Source organism: Magnetospirillum sp. LM-5 (genome assembly GCF_902729445.1).
Classification (GTDB): Bacteria; Pseudomonadota; Alphaproteobacteria; order Rhodospirillales; family Magnetospirillaceae; genus Magnetospirillum.
Window position 1 is genome coordinate 162,508 of sequence record NZ_CACVCE010000056.1, and the last position, 21,786, is coordinate 184,293.

At 65.2% G+C, this 21,786-nt stretch carries 25 protein-coding genes; 12 read left to right on the forward strand and 13 right to left on the reverse strand.

What is annotated here, in order from left to right:
- Positions 1-81: 81 nt before the first annotated feature.
- Entirely contained in the window at positions 82-600 is a 519-nt protein-coding gene (locus MTBLM5_RS16040) for a hypothetical protein (protein ID WP_173977062.1), read from the forward strand.
- On the forward strand, positions 597-3,050 hold the full coding sequence (locus MTBLM5_RS16045) for a PAS domain-containing protein (protein WP_173977063.1): 2,454 nt from the start codon (positions 597-599) through the stop codon (positions 3,048-3,050). The genes MTBLM5_RS16040 and MTBLM5_RS16045 overlap by 4 nt, the downstream gene beginning before the upstream one ends.
- On the opposite strand, the gene MTBLM5_RS16050 is transcribed toward MTBLM5_RS16045, so the two are convergent.
- Positions 3,025-3,927, reverse strand: a complete 903-nt coding sequence (locus MTBLM5_RS16050) for a hypothetical protein (RefSeq protein ID WP_173977064.1) — start codon at positions 3,925-3,927, stop codon at positions 3,025-3,027. The genes MTBLM5_RS16045 and MTBLM5_RS16050 overlap by 26 nt on opposite strands.
- A gap of 133 nt (positions 3,928-4,060) precedes the next feature.
- Here MTBLM5_RS16050 and MTBLM5_RS16055 point away from each other — a divergent pair, with 133 nt between their 5' ends.
- The 3 genes from MTBLM5_RS16055 to plsY are packed head-to-tail and all read left to right on the forward strand — an operon-like array spanning position 4,061 to position 6,904.
- A complete protein-coding gene (locus tag MTBLM5_RS16055; RefSeq protein WP_173977065.1) occupies positions 4,061-5,011 on the forward strand; it encodes an aspartate carbamoyltransferase catalytic subunit in 951 nt (316 codons plus the stop codon).
- Positions 5,011-6,321, forward strand: a complete 1,311-nt coding sequence (locus tag MTBLM5_RS16060; protein ID WP_173977066.1) for a dihydroorotase family protein — start codon at positions 5,011-5,013, stop codon at positions 6,319-6,321. Before MTBLM5_RS16055 ends, MTBLM5_RS16060 begins: the two co-directional genes overlap by 1 nt.
- A complete protein-coding gene (gene plsY / locus MTBLM5_RS16065) occupies positions 6,290-6,904 on the forward strand; it encodes a glycerol-3-phosphate 1-O-acyltransferase PlsY (protein WP_173977067.1) in 615 nt (204 codons plus the stop codon). The genes MTBLM5_RS16060 and plsY overlap by 32 nt, the downstream gene beginning before the upstream one ends.
- Here the strand turns inward: plsY and MTBLM5_RS16070 are convergent, their stop codons facing one another.
- The 3 genes from MTBLM5_RS16070 to MTBLM5_RS16080 form a co-directional block, all read right to left on the reverse strand.
- Entirely contained in the window at positions 6,905-7,282 is a 378-nt protein-coding gene (locus MTBLM5_RS16070; RefSeq protein WP_173977068.1) for a type II toxin-antitoxin system VapC family toxin, read from the reverse strand.
- Complete coding sequence (locus MTBLM5_RS16075) at positions 7,282-7,500, reverse strand: AbrB/MazE/SpoVT family DNA-binding domain-containing protein (protein ID WP_173977069.1); 219 nt, start codon at positions 7,498-7,500, stop codon at positions 7,282-7,284. Before MTBLM5_RS16075 ends, MTBLM5_RS16070 begins: the two co-directional genes overlap by 1 nt.
- Before the next feature lie 65 nt (positions 7,501-7,565).
- Entirely contained in the window at positions 7,566-8,696 is a 1,131-nt protein-coding gene (locus tag MTBLM5_RS16080) for a YbfB/YjiJ family MFS transporter (RefSeq protein ID WP_173977070.1), read from the reverse strand.
- Between the two features lie 143 nt (positions 8,697-8,839).
- Between MTBLM5_RS16080 and MTBLM5_RS16085 the strand changes: the two genes are divergently transcribed.
- From MTBLM5_RS16085 to aroC, 3 genes are all read left to right on the forward strand, one after another.
- Positions 8,840-9,874 carry an HD domain-containing phosphohydrolase gene (locus tag MTBLM5_RS16085; protein ID WP_173977071.1) on the forward strand — a complete coding sequence of 345 codons (1,035 nt, stop codon included), beginning with the start codon at positions 8,840-8,842 and terminating at the stop codon, positions 9,872-9,874.
- 288 nt (positions 9,875-10,162) lie between these two features.
- Complete coding sequence (gene fabI, locus MTBLM5_RS16090; protein ID WP_173977072.1) at positions 10,163-10,981, forward strand: enoyl-ACP reductase FabI; 819 nt, start codon at positions 10,163-10,165, stop codon at positions 10,979-10,981.
- Between the two features lie 7 nt (positions 10,982-10,988).
- A complete protein-coding gene (aroC, locus tag MTBLM5_RS16095) occupies positions 10,989-12,071 on the forward strand; it encodes a chorismate synthase (RefSeq protein WP_173977073.1) in 1,083 nt (360 codons plus the stop codon).
- 43 nt (positions 12,072-12,114) lie between these two features.
- Here aroC and MTBLM5_RS16100 read toward each other — a convergent pair whose 3' ends face one another.
- The 5 genes from MTBLM5_RS16100 to MTBLM5_RS16120 all read right to left on the reverse strand — a co-directional run bounded on the left by MTBLM5_RS16100 (position 12,115) and on the right by MTBLM5_RS16120 (position 15,718).
- Positions 12,115-12,330 (reverse strand): hypothetical protein, encoded by a 216-nt coding sequence (locus tag MTBLM5_RS16100; RefSeq protein ID WP_173977074.1) that lies wholly within the window; start codon positions 12,328-12,330, stop codon positions 12,115-12,117.
- The gene (locus MTBLM5_RS16105; RefSeq protein WP_173977075.1) at positions 12,327-12,689 is read right to left on the reverse strand and encodes an antitoxin Xre/MbcA/ParS toxin-binding domain-containing protein; all 363 of its coding nucleotides are present in this window, start codon (positions 12,687-12,689) and stop codon (positions 12,327-12,329) included. Before MTBLM5_RS16105 ends, MTBLM5_RS16100 begins: the two co-directional genes overlap by 4 nt.
- A 262-nt stretch (positions 12,690-12,951) precedes the next feature.
- On the reverse strand, positions 12,952-14,256 hold the full coding sequence (locus MTBLM5_RS16110; protein WP_173977076.1) for a UDP-glucose/GDP-mannose dehydrogenase family protein: 1,305 nt from the start codon (positions 14,254-14,256) through the stop codon (positions 12,952-12,954).
- A 22-nt stretch (positions 14,257-14,278) separates the two neighbouring features.
- Complete coding sequence (gene galU, locus MTBLM5_RS16115) at positions 14,279-15,151, reverse strand: UTP--glucose-1-phosphate uridylyltransferase GalU (RefSeq protein ID WP_173977077.1); 873 nt, start codon at positions 15,149-15,151, stop codon at positions 14,279-14,281.
- 96 nt (positions 15,152-15,247) lie between these two features.
- Positions 15,248-15,718 (reverse strand): hypothetical protein, encoded by a 471-nt coding sequence (locus MTBLM5_RS16120; RefSeq protein ID WP_217425047.1) that lies wholly within the window; start codon positions 15,716-15,718, stop codon positions 15,248-15,250.
- A gap of 81 nt (positions 15,719-15,799) precedes the next feature.
- On the opposite strand from MTBLM5_RS16120, the gene MTBLM5_RS16125 reads away from it, so the two are divergent.
- Together MTBLM5_RS16125 and MTBLM5_RS16130 are read left to right on the forward strand one after the other, a co-directional pair.
- Positions 15,800-16,045 carry a CDGSH iron-sulfur domain-containing protein gene (locus MTBLM5_RS16125; RefSeq protein WP_173977078.1) on the forward strand — a complete coding sequence of 82 codons (246 nt, stop codon included), beginning with the start codon at positions 15,800-15,802 and terminating at the stop codon, positions 16,043-16,045.
- A 4-nt stretch (positions 16,046-16,049) separates the two neighbouring features.
- Positions 16,050-16,400, forward strand: a complete 351-nt coding sequence (locus MTBLM5_RS16130; protein WP_173977079.1) for a hypothetical protein — start codon at positions 16,050-16,052, stop codon at positions 16,398-16,400.
- Between the two features lie 83 nt (positions 16,401-16,483).
- Here MTBLM5_RS16130 and flgH read toward each other — a convergent pair whose 3' ends face one another.
- From flgH to flgF, 4 genes are read right to left on the reverse strand one after another with little or no spacing between them, the layout of a single operon-like run.
- Positions 16,484-17,245 carry a flagellar basal body L-ring protein FlgH gene (gene flgH, locus MTBLM5_RS16135; protein ID WP_173977080.1) on the reverse strand — a complete coding sequence of 254 codons (762 nt, stop codon included), beginning with the start codon at positions 17,243-17,245 and terminating at the stop codon, positions 16,484-16,486.
- Positions 17,246-17,267: 22 nt separating this feature from the next.
- A complete protein-coding gene (flgA, locus tag MTBLM5_RS16140; protein WP_173977081.1) occupies positions 17,268-18,224 on the reverse strand; it encodes a flagellar basal body P-ring formation chaperone FlgA in 957 nt (318 codons plus the stop codon).
- A 10-nt stretch (positions 18,225-18,234) separates the two neighbouring features.
- The gene (flgG, locus tag MTBLM5_RS16145) at positions 18,235-19,020 is read right to left on the reverse strand and encodes a flagellar basal-body rod protein FlgG (protein WP_173977082.1); all 786 of its coding nucleotides are present in this window, start codon (positions 19,018-19,020) and stop codon (positions 18,235-18,237) included.
- Positions 19,021-19,041: 21 nt separating this feature from the next.
- Positions 19,042-19,776, reverse strand: a complete 735-nt coding sequence (gene flgF / locus MTBLM5_RS16150; RefSeq protein WP_173977083.1) for a flagellar basal-body rod protein FlgF — start codon at positions 19,774-19,776, stop codon at positions 19,042-19,044.
- Between the two features lie 276 nt (positions 19,777-20,052).
- Between flgF and MTBLM5_RS16155 the strand changes: the two genes are divergently transcribed.
- Together MTBLM5_RS16155 and fliM are read left to right on the forward strand one after the other, a co-directional pair.
- A complete protein-coding gene (locus tag MTBLM5_RS16155) occupies positions 20,053-20,598 on the forward strand; it encodes a flagellar basal body-associated FliL family protein (RefSeq protein WP_173977084.1) in 546 nt (181 codons plus the stop codon).
- Positions 20,599-20,609: 11 nt separating this feature from the next.
- The gene (gene fliM / locus MTBLM5_RS16160; protein WP_173977085.1) at positions 20,610-21,782 is read left to right on the forward strand and encodes a flagellar motor switch protein FliM; all 1,173 of its coding nucleotides are present in this window, start codon (positions 20,610-20,612) and stop codon (positions 21,780-21,782) included.
- The last annotated feature ends 4 nt before the right edge of the window (positions 21,783-21,786 follow it).

The window sequence follows — 21,786 nt, forward strand, 5'->3', positions numbered from 1 at the left end:
TGTCGGTCCCGATACCTTGGTCTATTATACCAAAGGGTGTCGGGGCCAGCCTAGCTCACAGGGGCGCGAATGGTCGTGTCAATGGACAGGAACGGCGTGTTGCCGGGGTTTGCCCGGCTTCTCGGCGTCGTCGTGGTGCTCAATCTGCTGGTGTTCGGCCTTGTCGGCATGGTTCTGAGCTGGAACCATCAGCATGAACGCGCCAAGGCGATCATGATTGCCGACAATTACGGCCGGGTTCTCGAAGAGAACATGGCCCGCTTCATCGAAAAGGTCGATCTGACCTTGCTGGCGGTGATCGACGAGATTCACCGCCAGGAAGTGGCCGGTGGCATCGACCGTGCCACGCTCGACCTCTTTCTCGCCCGCCACGATGCCCGTCTGCCCGAGGCCTTGGGCCTGAGGGTCATCGATGCCGACGGCATCGTCGTCCATGCGGTGACCAATGCCGGTTCCAGCGCCCGCGTCAGCATCGCCGACCGCGAGCATTTCATCACCCCCCGCGACCATCCGGAACAAGGCCTTTACATCTCGTCGCCCATCGTCGGGCGGCTGGTCTCGGCGCCGATGATCATCCTGGCCCGCCACGACTGCCGGTGAACGGCAAGTTCGCCGGCACCGTCCACGTGGCTTTGACCGTCGAATCGCTGTCTCGGATGTTCGCGTCGATCGACATCGGCGAAAATGGCAGCGTCGGGCTGTGGAACGACCGGCTGACCCTGGTGGCGCGGCACTCGCCGCTGAGCGGGCCGACCAGCGGGATCAACACGCCGTCTCAGGCCCTGCGCGATCTGATCGCGACCAACGCCCGGCCGCAATATTACGAGACGGTGTCGGGGGTCGACGGCCTGACGCGCCTTTTCTTCTACCGCAAGGTGGCCCATTGGCCGCTTCACCTGGTCGTCGGCGTTTCGTCCAAGGATTATCTGGCGGGCTGGAACCGCGAGGCCAACTATCTGTTTGGCCTGGCGTTCGTCTTCCTGGTGGCGTCGGTGGGGGCCAGCCTGATCATCCATCGGACCATGATGGAGCTGGTGCGTTTGCGCATCGACGCCGAGCAAGCCCGGCGTCGCAGCGACCTGGTGCTGGCCTCGGTGGGCGAAGGCATTTGCGGGATCGATCTGGACGGCAAGGTGACCTTCATCAACGCCGGCGCCCGGCGGATGCTGGGCTGGGCCGACGATTTCGGGATCGGCGAGGTCCTGCACGAGCAGACCCACCATCACCACGCCGACGGCACTCCTTACCCGATCGAGACCTGTCCTATCCGACAGGTGATGGACAACAAGGGCGGCAGTCTGGTGCTGCGCGTCGAGGACGAGGTCTATTGGCGCGCCGACGGCAGCAATTTTCCCGTCGAATATTCCACTGCGCCGTTGATCGAGCGGGGCCGAGTCGTCGGCGCGGTCAACATTTTCCGCGACATCAGCGAACGCCGCGCCGCCCAGGCGATGATGGAATGGAACCTTGCCACCACCGAAGCGTTGGCCAATTGCTTGCGCCATTCCCTGGGCGGACAGTCCTTGGCCCAGGTGCTGGACGCGGCGCTGGCCGAACTGCTGGATTTGCCCTGGCTGTCGCTTGAGGCGCGCGGTGCGGTGTTCGTCCGTGACGGCGCCTCGCTGACGATGGTCGCGCAACGCAATCTGCCCGATCAAATCTGCCAAGGGTGCCAACGCGTCGCCATCGGCCAATGTCTGTGCGGCACGGCGGCGACCGGAACGGTGGTGTTCGCCGATCACCTCGACCATCGGCACACCTTCGGTTTCGACGGCATGGGCGATCACGGCCATTATTGCGTGCCGATTCACGCCGAAGGCGAGGTGCTGGGGGTGTTGAACACCTATGTCGCCCCCGGACATCGCCAAGATGCCAAGGAACAGCGTTTCCTCGAGATGTTCGCCGACACCCTGGCCGGCATTATCATGCGCAAGCGGGCCGAGCAGACCTTGCAGGAAAGCGAGGCCCTGGCCAAGGCCCTGATGAACGCCACCATCGACGCCGCCATGCTGTTCGACCGTGACGGCAACCTGCTGGCGGTCAACGAATCCCTGGCCGCCAGATTCGGCAAGGAACCAAAGGACCTGGTCGGAACCAACTTCTTCGCGCTGTTGCCGCCATCCCTGGCGGAGTCGCGACGGCAGCTACTGGAACAGGTGTGGACCAGCGGGCAGCCGCAGCACGACATTGACGAGCGGCAGGGAAGAATCTTCGACAATCGGATCCATCCGGTCGCCGACGATAACGGCAAGGTCCGCCAGGTCGCGGTGTTTTCCCGCGATATCACCGAACAACGTTCGGCTGTCCGTGCCATCGAGAAGGCCATGGACGACCTGGCCCGGTCCAATGCCGAGCTTGAACAATTCGCCTATGTCGCCAGCCACGACCTGCGCCAGCCCTTGCGGATGATCAGCAGCTATCTGGCCCTGGTCGAACGCAAGTTGGGCCCCGACCTGCCCGCCGAAATCAGGGATTTCCTGAATTTCGCCGTCGGCGGCGCCAAGCGAATGGATGCGCTGATCCTGGGCCTGTTGGAATATTCCCGCGTCGGTCGCGGCGAAGGCACGCTGTTGCCGATCGATCTGGCAGCGCCCTTGGCCGACGCTATGGAAAATCTGGCGCCGGCCATCAACGAAGGCCAGGCGCGGATCACGATCCCCGATCGGCCTGCCGAAGTGGCGGGCGACCATATCGAGCTGACGCGGTTGTTCCAGAATTTGATCGGCAACGCCATCAAGTATCGCTCACCCGATCGGGCTCCGGTCATCGATGTGGCGTGGCAAGACGTCGGGGACGGCTTCTGGCAGGTCAGTGTCGCCGATAACGGCACGGGCATCGCCGCCGACGACTTTGATCGGGCGTTTGGGATCTTCCAGCGTCTGGTGCAAAAGGACTCTGTCGAGGGAACCGGCATTGGGCTGGCGGTCTGCCGCAAGATCGTCCAGCACCATGGCGGCAGGATCTGGATCGAATCGACGCCCGGTCAGGGCAGCACTTTCCTCTTCACGCTGCCCGCCGCAGCGGTCAGGCAACCTGAGCCGGCGGGCTGACGGCTGCCAGGCTGCGGCCGATCGCCTTGGCCAGGCCGTTCAGCCGCTCGAGCTCGCTATAGGGGATGGAATCGGGCGCGCCGTCCAGGCGGTGGGCCAGCTCGCGCAGTTCGGCCACCGGGGCGACATGAGCCTCGGCCGGAGTGTTCTTCATGCGCCGGATCAGATCCTCGGCCACCGACAGCAACTTGTTGGTGAACGGCATCAGGTTGACCGCGTGGCTGGACATTCCGTCGCGAATGGTGGCGTGGACATGGTCAGCCAGCCAGTTGATCTGCACCGCATGGCGCTCGATCTTGATGCGGTTCAACAAGGTCGCCTGCTCGCGAATCAGCAATTCCATCCGCGTGCCGTCGATCCCGTTCTCGGCGCGCAGGCGCAATGGGTTGGGAACCTCGATCATCGGGGCCTGGTGGGTCCCGAAGGCGCGGGCCTGGTTGCGGCGGTCGGGGCCGGTATAATCGTGGGTGACCACGAACGGCTTGCGGCGGTGATACAGCCGGCGAATGCGCCCCAGCAACTGGTCGGCGGCCACCGGCGTCAGCAGCAGGTCGTCGGTGCCGGAATCGATGACCTGGCGCACGCGGGCGGGGCCTCGGTTGCCCAGCAATGTGATGGCTAGCGGGAACGGATTGGGGCCAAGGCGCTGATTGCGGTTTTCCGAGATCAGGAAGCCGACGTCGTTACCTTCCAGTTCGGCGGCCGAGATCAGAAGATCGACGCTGTCATGGGCCAGCAGATCGTGAACCCTGACATAGCTTGCGGTTTCGGTGATGGCACGAAACCCCGCAGCCGTCAGCGCCGCACGCAGGCCAATGCGGATGTCGGGATTGGGCTCCGCCAGGACCAGTCGGACATTCTCGAAGGATTGAGACAATCTTGGGGCGTCCAGTCTTGATTTCCGTCAAAACATACCCGAAGCGCACACCTCCCGTCACCAGACCAAAAGCCATGGCAGATATGATGGGTGCGCTTGCAGCCCCACGCGAGCCGCCCTATAGTTCGGCCCCATGACCGACCAACGCTTTCCGCATCGCCATCTCCTCGGCATCCAGGGCTTGGGGCCGCAGGAGATCACCGCCATCCTGGATCTGGCCGACGGCTATGTCGATCAGAACCGGTCCATCGACAAGCGCAAGAGCCTGTTGCGCGGCCGCACCCTGGTCAACCTGTTCTTCGAGAACTCGACCCGGACGCGGACCAGCTTCGAACTGGCCGGCAAGCGCTTGGGGGCCGACGTCATCAACATGCAGACCCAGGCCAGTTCGGTCGCCAAGGGCGAGACGCTGATCGACACGGCGATGACCCTGAACGCCATGCACCTGGACGCTCTGGTGGTCCGTCACCCTGATTCCGGCGCGGTCAAGCTGTTGTCGGAAAAGGTCAATTGCGCGGTGATCAACGGCGGCGACGGCAGCCACGAGCACCCGACCCAGGCGCTGCTGGACGCGCTGACCATCCGCCGCCACAAGGGCCGGCTGGCCGGGCTGACGGTGGCCATCTGCGGCGACGTGGTGCATTCGCGGGTGGCGCGTTCGAACATCTATCTGTTGAACACCATGGGCGCCCAGGTCCGTCTGATCGGGCCGAAGACCCTGATGCCGACAGCGGTCGATCGCATGGGTGTCGATGTCTATCACGACATGCGCAAGGGCCTGGACGGCGTCGATGTGGTGATGATGCTGCGCATCCAGAACGAGCGGATGAAGGGCAACTTCATTCCGTCGATTCGCGAATATTTCCACTTCTTCGGTCTGGACCGCGAGAAGCTGGCCATGGCCAAGCCCGACGCGGTGATCATGCATCCCGGCCCGATGAATCGCGGCGTCGAGATCGATTCCGACGTCGCCGACGATGTCGAGCGCTCGCTGATCCGCGAGCAGGTCGAAATGGGCGTGGCGGTGCGCATGGCCTGCCTCGACCTGTTGACCCGCAACATTCCCAATCAGGTGGCCGTGTGATGTCGAAGCCTGCGCCTGCCGGCCTGGTGGCCTATGTCAACGCCCGCCTGCTTGATCCCGCCTCGGGCCTGGACCGGCCCGGCGCCCTTCTGACCAATGGCGAGACCATCGCCGACGTCGGACCCGGCCTGTTCCAGGGCGGCGTTCCGTCGGGTATCGAGGTGGTCGATTGCTCCGGCCATTGCCTGGCCCCCGGCCTGATCGACATGCGGGTGCAATTGCGCGAGCCCGGCGAGGAACACAAGGAAACCCTGCGCTCGGCCGGCGAGGCGGCGGTGGCCGGCGGCGTGACCGCCATGGTGTGCCTGCCCAACACCGACCCGGTCATCGACGAGGTGGCGACGGTGGAATTCGTGGCGCGCCGCGCCCGCAAGATCGGCCTGGCCAAGGTCTATCCCTATGCCGCCGCCACCAAGGGGCTGGAAGGCAAGGAACTGGCCGAGATGGGCTTCCTGATGGAAGCCGGCGCCCTGGCCTTCACCGACGGCGTCAAGGCCATCGGCGATTCCCAGACCATGCGTCGGGCGCTGTCCTATGCCGCGACCTTCGGCGCCCTGATCGTCCAGCACCCGGAAGATCCGTCGCTGGCCTCGGGCGGCGCGATGAATGCCGGCGAACTGGCCACCCGCATGGGCCTGTCGGGCATCCCGGCCGCCGCCGAGGCGATCATGCTGGAACGCGACATGCGCCTGGTGGCGATGACCGGCGGGCGCTATCACGCCGCCCACGTCTCGACCGCCGACGGCGTCGCCATCATCCGCAAGGCCAAGCAGGCCGGCCTGCCGGTGACCTGCGACACCGCGCCGCCTTATTTCGCCCTGAACGAGCTGGCGGTGAAGGATTACCGCACCTTCGCCAAGCTTTCGCCGCCCTTGCGCGCCGAGGAAGACCGCCGCGCCGTGGTCGACGGCCTGAAGGACGGCACCATCGACGCCATCGCCTCGGACCACGCGCCGCAGGACGCCGATTCCAAGCGCCAGCCCTTCGCCCAGGCCGAGTTCGGGGGCGTCGGGCTGGAAACCCTGCTGCCCATCACCCTGGAACTGGTGCATGACGGCCATCTGGGCCTGCTGGACGCCTTGCGCCGGGTGACCTCGGGGCCGGCCGACATCCTGGGGCTGGCCGGCGGCCGCCTGAAGGTCGGCGCCGCCGCCGATCTGGTGCTGTTCGATCCCGCGCGCGGCTGGAAGATCGAACCCGATCGCTTCCGCTCGAAATCGAAGAACTCGCCGTTCGACGCCCGTCCGGTGCAGGGATTGGTGCTCAGGACCATCGTCGATGGCCGCACGGTGTTTCGCCGTGACGTTTGATCTCGCCCTCGCCGCGCTGGGCGGCTATCTGCTGGGTTCCATCCCGTTCGGGCTGGTGCTGACCATGGCCGCCGGATTGGGCGACATCCGCGCCATCGGCTCGGGCAATATCGGCGCCACCAACGTCTTGCGCACCGGCCGCAAGGGGCTGGCCCTGGCCACCTTGCTGCTGGACGGCGGCAAGGGCGCCATCGCCGCCCTGGCGGCCCTGTATCTGGCCGGCGAGCAGGCCCTGCTGGTGGCCGGCTTCGCGGCCGTGCTGGGCCACAATTTCCCGATCTGGCTGGGCTTCAAGGGCGGCAAGGGCGTAGCGACCACGCTGGGCACCTTGATCGCCGCCTCGCCGTTCGCCGGGTTGGGCGCCTGTCTGGTGTGGCTGGTGGTCGCGCGCATCTTCAAGATTTCGTCGCTGTCGGCGTTGGTGGCCTTGGCCGCCGCGCCGGTGATGGCGTATTTCCTGTCGGGGCCGGAACATGCGGCCATGGCCGCCGGTCTGGCGGTGCTGGGCTTCATCCGCCACCATGCCAATATCCGCCGCCTGCTGAAGGGCGAGGAACCTAGGATCGGCCAGAAGAAGGGCTGATCAGGGCCTTTTTCGCACCAGCGTCACGCCGGGCAGCCCGGCGAAATGCTGGTCGCAGGTCACCAATTCGGCGTCGAAGGCCAATGACGTGGCATAGACGATCGCATCGGCGGTCGCCAGCTTATGCGTGCGGGCCATTTCGGCGGCGGCAAGGGCCAGGGCGGTGTCCAGGGCGGCGACTTGGCAGGTGTGGGTGAAGGCGATCACCTGATCGGCCTTGTCTTCGCCCACTTCCCGAGTCAGCCACTTCATCAATTCCAGTTGAACGATGGTCGGCACCAGCCACGACGCGCTGTCGGGCAGAAGGCCTGCCACCTCGGTACCGGTCGGCGACCCGATCAGCCACTCGATCCACGCCGACGTGTCGATCAGCCGCATCAGGTGCGGTCTTGCCGGTCGCGGAAATCTTCCGCCCGGGCGCCCTCGGCCAGACCGGCCAGAGTGTCGCGGTCGGGGACCGGCACCAGCAGCACGCCGTCGCCCTTGGGAATGAAGGCGAATCGCTGACCCGCATTCCAGTGCTTCGCCACGCGGACCGCCTTGGGAATGGAAATCTGGTACTTGGACGACAAGGTCGCGGTATCGCGGTTGCTCATGACCGGCATTCCATCGATCGACATCTGGTAAGAATATACCGCAAGCGATATCGGTTCGGGAAGGGTCAGCGCTTTCCCGCCATCAGCATCGGCACGCCGGCCAGGGTGACCAGGGCGGCCATCAGCAGCGCCGGCATCCAGCCGCCCCAATCGGCCAGGAAGGCGGCGGCGACCGGGCCGATCATCTGTCCGACCGAAAAAGCCGCCGTCAGCATGCCCATCGCCCGGGCCGGGTGCGCCGGCGCGATGGCCCGGCCGAAGGCCATGGCCATGCCGGCGATCCCCAAGAAGGTGCCGCCATACAACAAGGCCGAGACCATGGCGCCGATGGCGCTGTCGGTGATGGCCAGCAGGCCGGCCCCGGCCGCCATCAGCAGATGGGCGAAGATCAGGGCCAGGCGGAAGCCGAATCGGGCGGCGAACAGCGCCCAGGCGGCGGAAGACGGCATCGCCGCCAGTCCGACCACGATCCAGGACAGGTTGGCGATGGGTTCCAGTCCCGGGGTGGCGCGGACCACCACCACCAGGAAGGTGCCGGTCACGATATAGGCCAGCCCGGCGCAGAAATAGGCCGCCGACAACCACCCCAGCGAGAAAGGGGCCGGCGCCGGATGGCTGACCCCGGCGGCGCCGCTGCCGTGGACATGGCGCAAGCCCCAGGCCGAGGCCGCCGACAGCACGCCGCACAAGGCGGCTGCGGTCAGCCAGGCGGCATTGTCGCCGCCCCATCCGCCGGCCCAGGCGATCACCGAACCGGACAAGATGATGCCCAGCCCGACGCCCGAGAAATGCACTCCGGTCAGCCGGGCAGCCCCCAGGCCGGCCAAGGCCGGGACCACTAGCGCCGCACCCAGCACGAACACCAGGGCCGAGGCGATGCCGGCCACCAGCCGGATCAGGTTCCACACCCATTCGACCGAGGTCAGGGACATGGCCGCCAGCGATGCCGCCACCACCACCAGGCAGGCGGTGAAGGCCAGATGGCGTCCGCGGTCGGTGGCGATCAGCCCGGCCCATACCGCACCGGCCAGATAGCCCAGATTGTTGGATGCCGCCAGCCAGCCGGCCGACTGGGTGTCCAGCCCGTGGGCGGCCTGCATCAAGGGCAGGATCGGGGTGAAGGCGAAGCGCCCCAGCCCCAGGGCCACGGCGCAGGCGCTCAATCCGCCGATCAGCAGGCGTGTCTTTGGGGTCACGGGCGAACGGGCCTTCCAGTTGCCCCGACAGCATAACACACCCCCTGCGCCGATCGCATGGCTGCCCTTCCGCATCAGATTTGCCTGCCTGTGCGCTGAAGTGTTACACTTTAGTATTAACTTATTAGGTGTAGGCGACCATCATGCGCGACCCCCACGCGCCCCCGATCAGGCTGTTGCTGGTAGAAGACAATCCCGGCGACGCCCGATTGATTGAAACGCTGCTGGCCGAATATGGCGGCTTCGACATTACCTGGCGCAATTCCTTGGCGTCGGCGAAGACATGGCTGGCGGAAAACGGCGTCGATGTCGTACTGCTGGACCTGTCCTTGCCCGACGGTACCGGCATGGCGACCGTCGATTCGATGCGCGCCGCTGCCCCCGACGTTCCGCTGATCGTCAATACCGGCCTGAACGATGAAGAGGTCGGCATGAAGGCGGTCAAGCATGGCTGCCAGGATTACCTGATCAAGGGGTCGTGCGACGCGCAATTGATCGGGCGCACCATCCTTTACGCCATCGAGCGCAAGGCCATCGAGCGCGAGCGCCTGCAGGCGACGGCGCAGATGAAGAAGGTGCTGCTGCAGACGGTCCGCGCGGTGTCGCTGACGCTGGAGATCCGCGACCCCTATACCGCCGGCCACCAGCGCCGGGTGGCGCAGTTGGCGGTGGCGATCGGCCAGCGCCTGGGCCTGGCCGAGCATGTCATCGAGGGCCTGCATACCGGCGCCCTGATCCACGATCTGGGCAAGATCAACGTGCCATCGGACTTCCTGACCCGGCCGGGCGCCTTGTCGGCGGCGGCGTTCGACGTGGTGCGCTCGCATGCCGAGGTGGGGGCCGAGATCGTCGACGGCATCGATTTCCCCTGGCCGGTGGCGCAGATGATCCGCCAGCACCACGAACGCATCGACGGCACCGGCTATCCGGCCGGGCTGACGGGGGATGCCATCATCCCCGAGGCCCGCATCCTGGCCGTCGCCGACGTGGTCGAGGCCATCAGCAGCCACCGACCCTATCGCCCGTCCCTAGGCATCGACGCGGCGCTGGCGGAAATCACCCGCTTCGCCGGTTCCAAATACGATCCGGACGTGGTGGCGGCCTGCGTCGAGGTGATCGCCGCCAACGGCAACCAGGTCTTCTGCGACGACGACCCGCCGATGCCGCCGGGGCTGTGAGGATCGGCCCCAGGCACGACCTTGGACTTTGGTGGTGATGGCGTCATCAGAAAGGAATGACCTGGGGAGGCGCACCTTACTCCCTCTCCCGCTGGCGGGAGAGGGGCGGGGAGAGGGCCTTTTTCCACGGGCCGGGGCGCTGGCCGGCAAGCCCTCTCCCGTCTCGGCTGCGCCGAGCCACCCTCTCCCGCACGCGGGCGAGGAAATCTAGCGATCCCTTTTGCCTCAAGCCCTTCTTCGTGTAGGATGCCCGCCGCAGAAATATCCACAGTTTCCAGAGAGGTTTGAATGTCGGTTCCGGCTCCCCTGATGCAAGGTAAGAAGGGTCTGATCATGGGCGTCGCCAACGACCGCTCGATCGCGTGGGGCATCGCCCAGGCGGCCCGGGCCCAGGGCGCGGAGCTGGCCTTCACCTATCAGGGCGACGCCCTGGAAAAGCGCGTTCGTCCTTTGGCCGAACAGGTCGGCTCCGACATCGTGCTGCCCTGCGACGTCTCGGACGAAGCCTCGATCGATGCCGTGTTCGACGCGTTGCAGGCCAAGTGGGGCAAGCTGGATTTCGTCGTCCACGCCATCGGCTATTCCGACAAGGAACAGCTGCGCGGCCGCTATGCCGACACCACCTTGGAAAACTTCACCAAGACCATGCATATCTCGGTGTTCTCGTTCACCTCGGTCGCGCGGCGCGCCTCGGCGATGATGCCCGACGGCGGCTCGCTGCTGACGCTGACCTATTACGGCGCCGAGCGGGTGATGCCCCATTACAACGTCATGGGTGTGGCCAAGGCGGCGCTGGAAGCCAGCGTGCGCTATCTGGCCGTCGATCTGGGCAAGCAGAACATCCGCGTCAACTCGTTGTCGGCCGGTCCGATCAAGACCCTGGCCGCCTCGGGCATCGGCGACTTCCGCTATATCCTGAAGTGGAACGAGTATAACAGCCCCCTGAAGCGCAACGTCACCTTGGAAGATATCGGCGGCTCGGGCCTTTACCTGCTGTCGGACCTGTCGTCGGGCGTGTCGGGCGAGTGCCACCATGTCGATTGCGGCTATCACGTCGTCGGCATGAAGGCGGTCGACGCCCCCGACATCACCGTCGCCAAGGATTGAGGCCAAGGTGTCGGGCAACGGCTTCGGCCACACCTTCCGCTTCACCACCTTCGGGGAAAGCCACGGCCCCGCCATCGGTTGCGTGATCGATGGCGTGCCGCCCAGGCTGCCCTTGGCGGAAGCCGACATCCAGCCGTGGCTGGATGCCCGTAAGCCCGGCCAGAACCGTTTCACCACACAACGCCAGGAAGCGGATCAGGTCCGCATCCTGTCCGGCGTGTTCGAGGGCGTCACCACCGGCACCTCGATCGGGCTGCTGATCGAGAATACCGACCAGCGCTCGAAGGATTACGGCGACATCAAGGACACCTTCCGGCCCGGCCATGCCGACTGGGTCTATGAGCAGAAATACGGCCTGCGCGATTATCGCGGCGGCGGTCGGTCCAGTGCGCGCGAAACCGCCATGCGGGTGGCGGCCGGCGCGGTGGCCCGGGTGGTGCTGGATCATCTGGCGCCGGGCATCCAAATTCGCGGCGCCATGGTGCAGATGGGGCCGCACGCCATCGACCCCGATCGGTGGGATTGGGATCAGCGGACCGAAAACCCGTTCTGGTGCCCGGACAGCGACGCGGCCAAGGGGTGGGAAGCCTTCCTGGACGGCGTGCGCAAGTCGGGCTCGTCCACCGGCGGGGTGGTCGAGGTGGTGGCCTCGGGCGTGCCGGCCGGGCTGGGGGCTCCGGTCTATGACAAGCTGGATGCCGATCTGGCCAAGGCGATGATGAGCATCAACGCCGTCAAGGGCGTCGAGATCGGCGCCGGTTTCCTGGCGGCGTCCCTGTCGGGCCAGGACAATGCCGACGAGATGCGCATGGGCGCCGATGGCCGCGTGCGGTTTCTGTCCAACAATGCCGGCGGCATCCTGGGCGGCATCTCGACCGGGCAGGATGTGGTGGTGCGCATTGCGGTCAAGCCGACCAGTTCGATCCTGATTCCGACCAAAAGCATCGATCGCCACGGCGCCGAGATCGAGGTGATCACCAAGGGCCGTCACGACCCCTGCGTCGCCATCCGCGCCGTGCCGGTGGCCGAGGCGATGATGGCCGTCACCCTGGCCGATCATCTGCTGCGTCACCGCGCGCAGTGCGGATGAAAAGAATCCGGCGCAGTGCGGATGAAAAGAATCCGGCTGATGGTCAGCGCTTGCGCAGGCCCGAGACGGTGCTGATCTGACGGTTGGCGGCGTCAGAGAAGCCTTGCGACCAGCGGGCGCGTTCCGGTTCCTCGCCATGCGGGTTCAGGCTTTGGGCCAGGTCGGCGACGGCGGTGTTGTCGTCGAACGGATGTTTGCGGCCGGCATTCCAGCCGCTGGCATAGATCCGGCTGAGCTGGAAATCGCTGATTTCGGTCATGCTTGCTGCCTTTTCAAAATACGCTCGAAGCGGTCGCGGACGATTCTCAGGTCCTCGACGTCGCCCGACGACATGCGGACCAGCGGCGACTGGTTGTCGAGATCGGGAATCGGCTGGCGCAGCCAGTCGATGCCGGTGGGAAGTTTCTGGATCACCCGATAGATCGCCACCACATAGCCGAAGCGGCGCACCACGTCGGACGGCATGCTGGACAATTCGCCGCGCCGCCATTCGGCGACCTGGGTGCCGAAGGGAAAACCCAGCACGCCGTTGACCTCGGCCTGGCTCAGGCGCCAGCGGTCCAGGATGGCGAAGGCGGCGGCGATGCCGCGCGACATGTCTTCTTGTGTCTTGAACATCGGGCGCCTCCCCGTTGGGGCCAAACGATAGGCCCTGGCCCAAGCTTGAGTGGGAGCCGCAAGGTAAATCGCGTAATCGGATAAATAATACCATGCGTACCGCGTGTGCGCAAAGTAAAACAAATCGGCGCGAACACATGGTTATTGTAAAAAATATTTCAAGTGCTGGAGGAAAATAAAGTCATCACTGGCGGAATGGCGGGCAAAGAAAACCGCCGCCCCGAAGGCCGGGGCGGCGGTCGAACATGGGGGCGTGCCTGGATTACGGCCGGCCGATGCTGATATAGGTGAAGCCGGCCTCGCGCATTTCGGCCGGGTCCCACACATTGCGCAGATCGACCACCACCGGCGCCTTCAGAAGTTTCTTCAGGCGGTCGGTGCCAAGGGCGCGGAACTCGTTCCACTCGGTGATCAGCACCAGGACGTCGGCATCCTTCAAGGTCGACTGGGCATCGTCGCAATAGGTGATGGCCGGCAGCATCTTCTTGGCCTCGTGCATGCCTTCCGGATCGAAGGCGCGCACGGTGGCTCCGGCCTCGACCAGGGCGGGGACGATGTCCAGCGACGGCGAATCGCGCATGTCGTCGGTGTTGGGCTTGAAGGTCAGGCCCAGCACGCCGACGGTCTTGCCCGTGACCGAGCCGCCACAGGCGTTGACCACGCGCTCGGCCATGGCCTTCTTGCGCTTGTCGTTGACATCGACCACGGTCTCGACGATGCGCAAGGGGGCGTCATAGTCGCGGGCGGTCTTGACCAGGGCCAGGGTGTCCTTGGGGAAGCACGATCCGCCATAGCCCGGGCCGGGATGCAGGAACTTCTTGCCGATGCGGCCGTCCAGCCCGATGCCCTTGGCGACGTCATGGACGTCGGCGCCCACCTTCTCGCACAGATCGGCGATCTCGTTGATGAAGGTGATCTTGGTGGCCAGGAAGGTGTTGCCGGCATACTTGATCAGTTCCGAGGTCCGCCGGCTGGTGAACACGATCGGGGTCTCGATCAGATACAGCACGCGATAAAGCTGCTTCATCACGTGGCGGGCGCGGTCGGATTCGGTACCGATCACCACGCGGTCGGGCCGCATGAAATCGTTGATGGCCGAGCCTTCGCGCAGGAATTCCGGGTTGGACACCACGTCGAATTCGGCATCGGGGCGACGCTTCTTGATGATCGCCTCGACCTCGTCGCCGGTGCCGACCGGCACGGTCGATTTGGTGACGATGACGGTATAGCCGGTCATGGCGTCGGCGATTTCCTCGGCGGCGGCATAGACATAGGACAGGTCGGCATGGCCATCGCCGCGGCGGCTGGGGGTGCCGACGGCGATGAACACCGCGTCGGCGTCCTTGACCGCGCTCTTGAGGTCGGTGGTGAAGGACAGGCGGCCGGCCTTGACGTTGTCGGCGACCAGATCATCCAGACCCGGCTCGTAGATGGGCATGACGTTCTGATGCAGCTTCTCGATCTTGGCGGCGTCCTTGTCGACGCAAACGACATCGATGCCGAATTCCGAGAAGCAGGTTCCCGACACCAAGCCGACATAGCCGGTGCCGATCATCGCGATACGCATGGGACTTTATCCTTGCTTAATATCAAACCTGGAACTGGCGCAGGACCTCGCGGGCGGCATCGGCCATATCCTCGCGGGCCAGGGCGAAGGCGACATTGGCTTCCAGCCAGCCGACCTTGTCGCCGCAATCGAACCGCTTGCCCTCGAAGCGCAGGCCGTGGAACGGCACCATGCCGATGGTCTGGGCGATGGCGTCGGTCAGCTGGATCTCGCCGCCGGCGCCCTTTTCCTTCTTGTCCAGCACCTCGAACACCGCCGGGTGCAGGATGTAGCGGCCGATGATCGACAGGGTCGAGGGCGCCACCTCGGGGTCGGGCTTTTCCACCAGACCCTTGGCCTTGGCCAGACGGCCATTGTCGAACTCGACATCCAGGATGCCGTAGCGCTTGGTGTGTTCGCGCGGCACGTCCGACACGGCGACGACATGGCCGCCGACTTCGGTGTGGACGGCGGCCATCTGCTTCAGGCAGGCGGTCTTGGCCAGGATCAGATCGTCGGGCAGCAGCACGGCGAAGGGCTCGTCGCCGACCAGGTCGCGGGCACACCACACGGCGTGGCCCAGGCCCAGCGGCTCGCTTTGGCGGGTATAGCTGATCTGGCCCGACTTCGGCATCCAGCTGGTGACCGATTCGACCAGATCCAGCTTGCCGCGCTCACGCAGGGTGCGCACCAGTTCCGGGTTGTTGTCGAAATGGTCTTCCAGCGCGTTCTTGCCGCGGCCGGTGACGAAGATGAAATGCTCGCAGCCGGCGGCGGCGGCTTCCTCGACGGCGTACTGGATCAGCGGCTTATCGACCACCGGCAGCATTTCCTTGGGCATCGCCTTGGTGGCGGGCAGGAAACGGGTGCCCATGCCGCCAACGGGAAACACGGCCTTGCGAACGCGTCGAGCCATTCGAGGAAACTCCTGCTGAAGAGAATCGCTGCCGCGCCGAACGGCGTGGCCGGCCGTTGTTTTGCCATGCCGGGGCCTGGGATGCAACGGCAGAGCTTATCCCAACAAGACATCGCGGGCTTGGTTGAGGCGCGCCGCGATCCAGGTCGAGCCGCCATGGTCGGGGTGGTTGGCCAGCATCAGCCGGCGATGGGCGGCGCGGATGGCGTCGGCATCGGCGTCGGGGGCGACGCCCAGGACGGCGCGAGCCTCGTCGGCGCTCATGGCCGTGGCCGGCGGTGACGGGGCAGGGGACGGTTCCGCCGGGCGGCGAACGGTCGATAGCCAGCGCCAGAAAGCGTGCAGTTTCATCGCCCGCCCGATCCACGGCGCCAGGCCCGCCCCAATGGCGAGCAGGCCGGCCAGCTTGCCGGTCGCCACCAGCCAGATGCCGGCCACCACCAGGCCAGCCAGGCCCAGCCCGACGCCCAGGCGCTTCAATGCGCCCGGGCCGGTCCGGCCCAGCCAGTCGCGCGCCAGCCACACGGCCAGCAAGGCGCCGACGATCAAGAGAAGGCTTGCCAACATCGGACCAATATAGCGCCAGGGCGGTTGGCGGCAACGCCCGGCGTTCCCACATCTGACCAAACCACCGAAAGGACCAGATCCATGGAAGCGGAAATCGCCGGAACCCAGCCCATCGAGGTCGAGGTCAAAGAGGGCAAGACCTATTACTGGTGCGCCTGCGGGCGCAGCAAGCAGCAGCCCTTCTGCGACGGTGCCCACAAGGGAACCGGCATCTCTCCCACGGCCTTCACCGCCGGGGCGACCGAGACCATGTGGCTGTGTGCCTGCAAGCGCACCCATGACAAGCCGCGCTGCGACGGCAGCCATCGCGATCTGGCGAAAGGATAAGCCGATGACCGCCTACGATTATCTGATTCCGCCCTATCAGGCGCTGGTCGACCAGATGGTGGTGCTGACCGCCGATTCCGACTGGGAAGTGCGCCGCGCCTACCTGGCCAGCATATGGGCCTCGCTGGAGCGGGTCGATCCGCCGATGGACGCGCCGACCGAATTGTCGCTGATCATCGCCGGCCTGGTCGAGCGCCTGGGCGAGCCCGAGATCGACGATTCCCTGCAGGCCGGCATCTACGCCGCCTCGGCCAAGGAAAGCCACCGCGCCGCCTCGGCCGATTGGTTCGACCATCACCCGGCCGACTTCGCCGCCATCCAAAGGCGCCTGACCGGCGGTCAAACGCTGCATTGATCCCACCCGGCAAGGTTTGCCGAGCGCGCACGGCGACGGGCCGGTAGGCTGTTCTTGCCTACCGGCCCGTCGGTGTCATGCCGTTAGAAGGGCAGGATCACGTCCAGGATCTGCTGGCCGTAGCGGGGCTGGGTCAGGTCGGAATTGATGCCGCGGCCGCCCAGCGAGATGCGAGCCTCGGCGATCTTGTCGTAGGTCACCGAGTTCGACGACGAAATGTCTTCCGGCCGGATGATGCCCTGGATCGACAATTCGCGCAGTTCGTAGTTCACGCGGATTTCCTGCTTGCCCGAAATGACCAGGTTGCCGTTGGGCAGGACCTGGGTGATCACCGCCGCCAGGTTGGCGGTCATGGTTTCGGTCCGTGCCGTGGTGCCGGAATTGGTGTTGGTGCTGACCCCGGTGGCGCCGACCAAGGTCGAGGGCACGACAGAGTCGGGCAGGATCTTCTTCAGGCTGTTCTCGAAGCCCAGCATGCTGGTGATGCCATCGGTCTCCGCCGCGTTGCGCGACCGGGTCAGAGTGGCGTTGAGAGACGCGCTTTCGTCGATGGACACCGCGACGGTCAGGATGTCGCCGATTTCCTTGGCGCGCTGGTCCTTGAAGAACGCCCGCGAGCCCGGCCGCCACAGCGAGTTGGCGTTCTGGGGCGGCGGCGAGGCCTGCGGCATCGGCAGGCTGACCGCCTGATAGCCGTTCTTCTGGGTCGGGTTCTCGATCTTCGACAATTGCGGCCCCGACCCGATCTCGGACATGCGCGACAAGGCGTTGCAGGCCGACAGGGTGCCGACGGCGACCAGAATGGTGGCGGCGCGAAGGGCGGTGGAGACGGTGCGCGAGGTCATGGCTGGCTCCTCGGGTGACTAATCAATGGGACAGCTGGCGGGTGCCGCCGGGGGTGACGGCGACCATGCCGGGGCCGTCGACGATGGCTTCGATGGTCCGCTTGGTCTGCAGGTTGGTGATGCGGATGACATCGCCCTTGCCGCCGTCTTCCACTGCCCGTCCTTGCGAGGTCAGCGTCATGAACGGGGTCTTGAGCGAAATGGTCACCAGGGAATTCTTGGTCACCAGGACCGGGCGCTGCAGGTCGGCCAGACGGACCGGCTGGCCGGCGCGGACCTGGAAGCGGGGCTCCTGGCCGATCAACTCGCGGGGGTCGGTGGCGACCGAGCGATGGGCGATTTCCTCGCGGACCTCGGCCCACTGGACGTCCTTTTCGGTGATGACGTCGCCGCGGGTCATGGCGTGGGTCAGGACCGGAATGCGGGTGACGGTGAAGATGCGGCCGCTGACGCGCTGGCGGATGGCGGTCGGCGATCCGGCCGGCACCTCGACGGTGGCGGCGAAGCGGCTGTTGCGGGCGTCCCACACCAGGTCGCGGATGGCGACCTCGGTCGATTGGCCGGCCGGCACCATCACCGCCAGGGCCTGGCGATTGGCCACTTCCAGGCTGAAATTGCCGCTCACGCCTTCCATGGCCAGGGCTTCGCGCAGTTCGGTCTCGATCAGTCGCGGGTCGATCATCTGGCCCGAGCGTTCGATGACGATGCGGTCGAAATTGGAAGCGGGCTGCCAATCGACGGCATAGGACTGGGCGACGGCGACCAGCCAGCGGGCGTCGGCGACGATGCGCTTGCCGGGCTGCGGCGCCGGGGCCAGCAGGGTGTCGCCCTTGGTGCCCAGATTGTCCCACAGGTCGCCCAGCTTGACCATGTCGCCTTCGATCATGGCCGACTGCTTCAGGGTCACCGGCAGGCGCTCGGCCAGAGCCGGGGCGGCGGCGGCCAGGGCGATGGTCAGGATGGCGAGGAAGCGCTTCATGATGGCCTCATCACTTCATCTGATTGATGGTCGACATCATCTCGTCCGAGGTCGAGATGACCTTCGAGTTCATTTCATAGGCGCGCTGCGCGCTGATCAGGTTGGTCACCTCGGCCACCACGTTGACGTTCGAGGTTTCCAGGAAGCCCTGCAGCAGCGTGCCGAAGCCAGTGGAACCGGCATTGCCTTCGGTGGCGGCACCCGACGCCGGGGTCTCCATGAACAGATTGTCGCCGCGGGCTTCCAGGCCGGCCTCGTTGGGGAAGATCGCCATCTTGAAGGTGCCGGCTTCCTGGCTTTCGATCGAGCCGTCCTTCTTGTACAGGACCTGGCCCGAGGCGTTGACCGAGACGCCGACGGCGTCCTTCGGCACGGTGATGCCGGGCATCACCTGATAGCCTTCGTGGGTGACGATCTCGCCCTTGTCGGACAGCTGGAACGAGCCGTCGCGGGTGTAGGCGGTCTCGCCCGAGGGCAGCTTGACCTGGAAGTAGCCCTTGCCCTGGATGGCCAGGTCCAGCGGGTTGTCGGTGTTCTGGACCGAGCCTTGCTCGGTGATGCGGTAGACGGCGGTGGTCTTGACGCCCAGGCCCAGCTGCACGCCGGTCGGAACAATGGTGCCGGCATCCGACGAGGCGGCGCCGACGCGGCGCAGGTTCTGGTACAGAAGATCGCTGAACTCGGGCCGCCGCCGGGTATAGGCGGTGGTGTTCATGTTCGCGATGTTGTTCGAGATGACTTCGACGTTGGTCTGTTGGGCCAGCATGCCCGTGGCGGCGATATTCAGCGAACGCATGGCTAAGTTCCTTCCTCGGGCTTACATACGGGAAACGAAGGTTTCGATGGCCTTCATCTGCCGCTCGTGTTCCTTCTCGATCATGTTCTGGACCGCCTGGTACTGGCGCAGCACCTCGGTCATCCGGGTGATTTCCACCACCGGCTGGACGTTGGATTCCTCCATCATCCCCTGGACGATGCTGGGGCGCTCGATGGCGGTCGGGGTCTGGCCGGTCTCGAACAGCGAGTCGCCGGCCTTGCGCAGTTCCTGCTCGTTCTCGAAGCGGACAACCTTCAAGGTGGCGACGATTCCGTTCTCGGTCGAGACGGTGCCGTCCGGAGCAATCGAGATCTTGGTTTCGTTGGGCGCGAAGATGACCGGGCGGTCACTCTTGTCCATCACCGCGAAGCCCTGGCTGTTGACCAGCATGCCGGCCTCGTCCAGACGGAAATGGCCGTTGCGGCTATAGCGCATGCCGGACTCGGTCTCGATCTGGAAGTAGCCGTCGCCGTGAATGGCGATGTCCAGCGGGTTGTCGGTCTTGGTCAGCGGGCCTTCGCGGGTGTCGCGCAGCGTGCCGCTGTCTTGCACATAGGCCAACTTGGTGCCGGTGGCCCGGTCGCTGGACTTGGTATCGACCAGAAACTCGCGGAACATCATCTGCTCGGCCTTGAAGCCGGGCGTGTTGGCGTTCGCCATGTTGTTGGCGATGACATCCAACTGGCGCCACAGAGCGTTCTGGCGGGACAGGGCGATGTAAGATGTGTTTTCCATCGATCGGTGCCTAGCGTGACAAATTCGACGCCAACAATCTTGCATGTGCCGTGCCAACATCATCATGGCGGCAGAAATGGCGGAATTCAGCCATTCCAGAAAACAGGATGGTTGGTTCGGGCAGGGTCTGCCGGGCAGGATTTGCCGCCCGGTCACGCCGCGCCTTCCCGCTCAACGTTCTGTTAACCGCGGCCCTGTACCTTTGGACATTGAGCAGGTGTGGCCGCGCCCTGTCGTCTCGCGCGCGCCAGCCCCAATTTTTGCGCGCGGGGGATCATGGCTGAAGATCTGGAAGAAGATTTCGACGAAGGCGAAGGCTCTGATGATTCTTCCGATTCGCCGAAACGCAAGCTTCCCATTAAGAAGATTCTGATCATCGTCCTGCCGATCCTGTTGCTGGTCGGCATCGGCGCGGGTCTATATTTCACCGGCATCATCGACAAGCTTCTGGGCAAGGGCGAGCCGAAAGCCGCCGAGCATTCCGAGGCGCCGAAGGAAGCCCCCAAGGTGGTCGGCCCGGCGGTCTTCATGGATCTGCCCGAGATGCTGGTCAATTTGCAGACCCAGGGGCGCAAGCAGGCCTTCTTGAAGATCAAGGTGGCCATCGAGCTGGAATCGGTTCTGGATCAGCCCAAGGTCGAGGCGGTGCAGGTGCGCCTGATCGACACCTTCCAGGTCTATCTGCGCGAGTTGCGGCCCGAGGATCTGCAAGGTGCCGCAGGCATGCATCTGCTGCGCGAGGAATTGCTGACCCGCATTCAGGCGGTGGTCAAGCCGGTCAAGGTCAATGACGTGTTGTTCAAAGAAATGCTGGTCCAATAGGCTTAATCGACATGGCGATGGACGAGGAAGGCGGGGCAGGTCGGTCCGGTGAGGACGAAGAGGCCCTGATGAAGGAATGGGCCGCCATGGCCGGCAACGATGCCGGCGATGGTGGCGGTGGTGACGACGGCGGCGATGCCATGGCCGCCGAATGGGAAGCCATGCTGGGCGGCGGCGACGACGATGCCGGCGGCGGCGGCGGCGGTGACGCCCCCAAGGACACCACCCGCGTCCTGAACCAGGACGAAATCGACTCGCTGTTGGGCTTCGACGACGACCATGGTCGCGGCGACGACAAGTCGGGCATCCAGGCGATCCTGAATTCGGCGCTGGTGTCCTATGAACGCCTGCCGATGCTCGAGGTGGTGTTCGACCGCCTGGTGCGCATGATGTCGACCTCGATGCGTAACTTCACCTCGGACAACGTCGAAGTGTCGCTGGACAACATTCTGTCCCTGCGTTTCGGCGACTATTTGAACTCGATCCCGCTGCCGGCCATGCTGGCCGTGTTCAAGGCCGAGGAATGGGACAATTACGGCCTGTTGACCGTCGATTCGTCGCTGATCTATTCCATCGTCGACGTGCTGCTGGGCGGCCGTCGCGGCACGGCGGCGATGCGCATCGAAGGCCGTCCCTACACCACCATCGAACGCAATCTGGTCGAGCGCATGGTCCACGTGGTGCTGTCCGACCTGTCGGCGGCCTTCGACCCCTTGAGCCCGGTCACCTTCCGCTTCGACCGCCTGGAAACCAACCCGCGTTTCGCCACCATCTCGCGCCCCAGCAACGCCGCCATCGTCGCCAAGCTGCGCATCGACATGGAAGACCGCGGCGGCCGCCTGGAACTGTTGCTGCCCTACGCCACCCTGGAACCCGTCCGCGAGCTGCTGCTGCAGATGTTCATGGGTGAAAAGTTCGGTCGCGACTCGATCTGGGAAACCCACTTGGCGGAAGAATTGTGGCTGACCGAGGTCGAGCTGGAAGCCGTGCTGGACGAGCAGGTGATGAACCTGCGCGAGGTGCTGGCCTGGAAGCCCGGCTCGAAGATCATGCTGAACGCCACGCCCAATTCCCCCATCGAGCTGCGCTGCGGCGACTTCGCGATGTTCAAGGGGCGCATGGGGCGCAAGGGCCCGCACATCGCCATCCGCGTCGATGACAAAACCAGCAAGTTCAAAGGGTAGACCG

What these genes read in the sequence shown, in the direction of transcription:
- MTBLM5_RS16085 (WP_173977071.1), top strand. Translation starts at nt 8,840, where the DNA reads ATGCGCGACCCCCACGCGCCCCCGATCAGGCTGTTGCTGGTAGAAGAC.
- flgA (WP_173977081.1), bottom strand. Translation starts at nt 18,224, where the DNA reads ATGAAGCGCTTCCTCGCCATCCTGACCATCGCCCTGGCCGCCGCCGCC.
- MTBLM5_RS16120 (WP_217425047.1), bottom strand. Translation starts at nt 15,718, where the DNA reads ATGTTGGCAAGCCTTCTCTTGATCGTCGGCGCCTTGCTGGCCGTGTGG.
- MTBLM5_RS16125 (WP_173977078.1), top strand. Translation starts at nt 15,800, where the DNA reads ATGGAAGCGGAAATCGCCGGAACCCAGCCCATCGAGGTCGAGGTCAAA.
- MTBLM5_RS16040 (WP_173977062.1), top strand. Translation starts at nt 82, where the DNA reads ATGGACAGGAACGGCGTGTTGCCGGGGTTTGCCCGGCTTCTCGGCGTC.
- fliM (WP_173977085.1), top strand. Translation starts at nt 20,610, where the DNA reads ATGGCGATGGACGAGGAAGGCGGGGCAGGTCGGTCCGGTGAGGACGAA.
- flgH (WP_173977080.1), bottom strand. Translation starts at nt 17,245, where the DNA reads ATGACCTCGCGCACCGTCTCCACCGCCCTTCGCGCCGCCACCATTCTG.
- fabI (WP_173977072.1), top strand. Translation starts at nt 10,163, where the DNA reads ATGTCGGTTCCGGCTCCCCTGATGCAAGGTAAGAAGGGTCTGATCATG.
- MTBLM5_RS16105 (WP_173977075.1), bottom strand. Translation starts at nt 12,689, where the DNA reads ATGTTCAAGACACAAGAAGACATGTCGCGCGGCATCGCCGCCGCCTTC.
- MTBLM5_RS16155 (WP_173977084.1), top strand. Translation starts at nt 20,053, where the DNA reads ATGGCTGAAGATCTGGAAGAAGATTTCGACGAAGGCGAAGGCTCTGAT.
- MTBLM5_RS16075 (WP_173977069.1), bottom strand. Translation starts at nt 7,500, where the DNA reads ATGAGCAACCGCGATACCGCGACCTTGTCGTCCAAGTACCAGATTTCC.
- flgF (WP_173977083.1), bottom strand. Translation starts at nt 19,776, where the DNA reads ATGGAAAACACATCTTACATCGCCCTGTCCCGCCAGAACGCTCTGTGG.
- MTBLM5_RS16055 (WP_173977065.1), top strand. Translation starts at nt 4,061, where the DNA reads ATGACCGACCAACGCTTTCCGCATCGCCATCTCCTCGGCATCCAGGGC.
- MTBLM5_RS16100 (WP_173977074.1), bottom strand. Translation starts at nt 12,330, where the DNA reads ATGACCGAAATCAGCGATTTCCAGCTCAGCCGGATCTATGCCAGCGGC.
- flgG (WP_173977082.1), bottom strand. Translation starts at nt 19,020, where the DNA reads ATGCGTTCGCTGAATATCGCCGCCACGGGCATGCTGGCCCAACAGACC.
- MTBLM5_RS16130 (WP_173977079.1), top strand. Translation starts at nt 16,050, where the DNA reads ATGACCGCCTACGATTATCTGATTCCGCCCTATCAGGCGCTGGTCGAC.
- MTBLM5_RS16060 (WP_173977066.1), top strand. Translation starts at nt 5,011, where the DNA reads ATGTCGAAGCCTGCGCCTGCCGGCCTGGTGGCCTATGTCAACGCCCGC.
- galU (WP_173977077.1), bottom strand. Translation starts at nt 15,151, where the DNA reads ATGGCTCGACGCGTTCGCAAGGCCGTGTTTCCCGTTGGCGGCATGGGC.
- plsY (WP_173977067.1), top strand. Translation starts at nt 6,290, where the DNA reads ATGGCCGCACGGTGTTTCGCCGTGACGTTTGATCTCGCCCTCGCCGCG.
- MTBLM5_RS16070 (WP_173977068.1), bottom strand. Translation starts at nt 7,282, where the DNA reads ATGCGGCTGATCGACACGTCGGCGTGGATCGAGTGGCTGATCGGGTCG.
- MTBLM5_RS16110 (WP_173977076.1), bottom strand. Translation starts at nt 14,256, where the DNA reads ATGCGTATCGCGATGATCGGCACCGGCTATGTCGGCTTGGTGTCGGGA.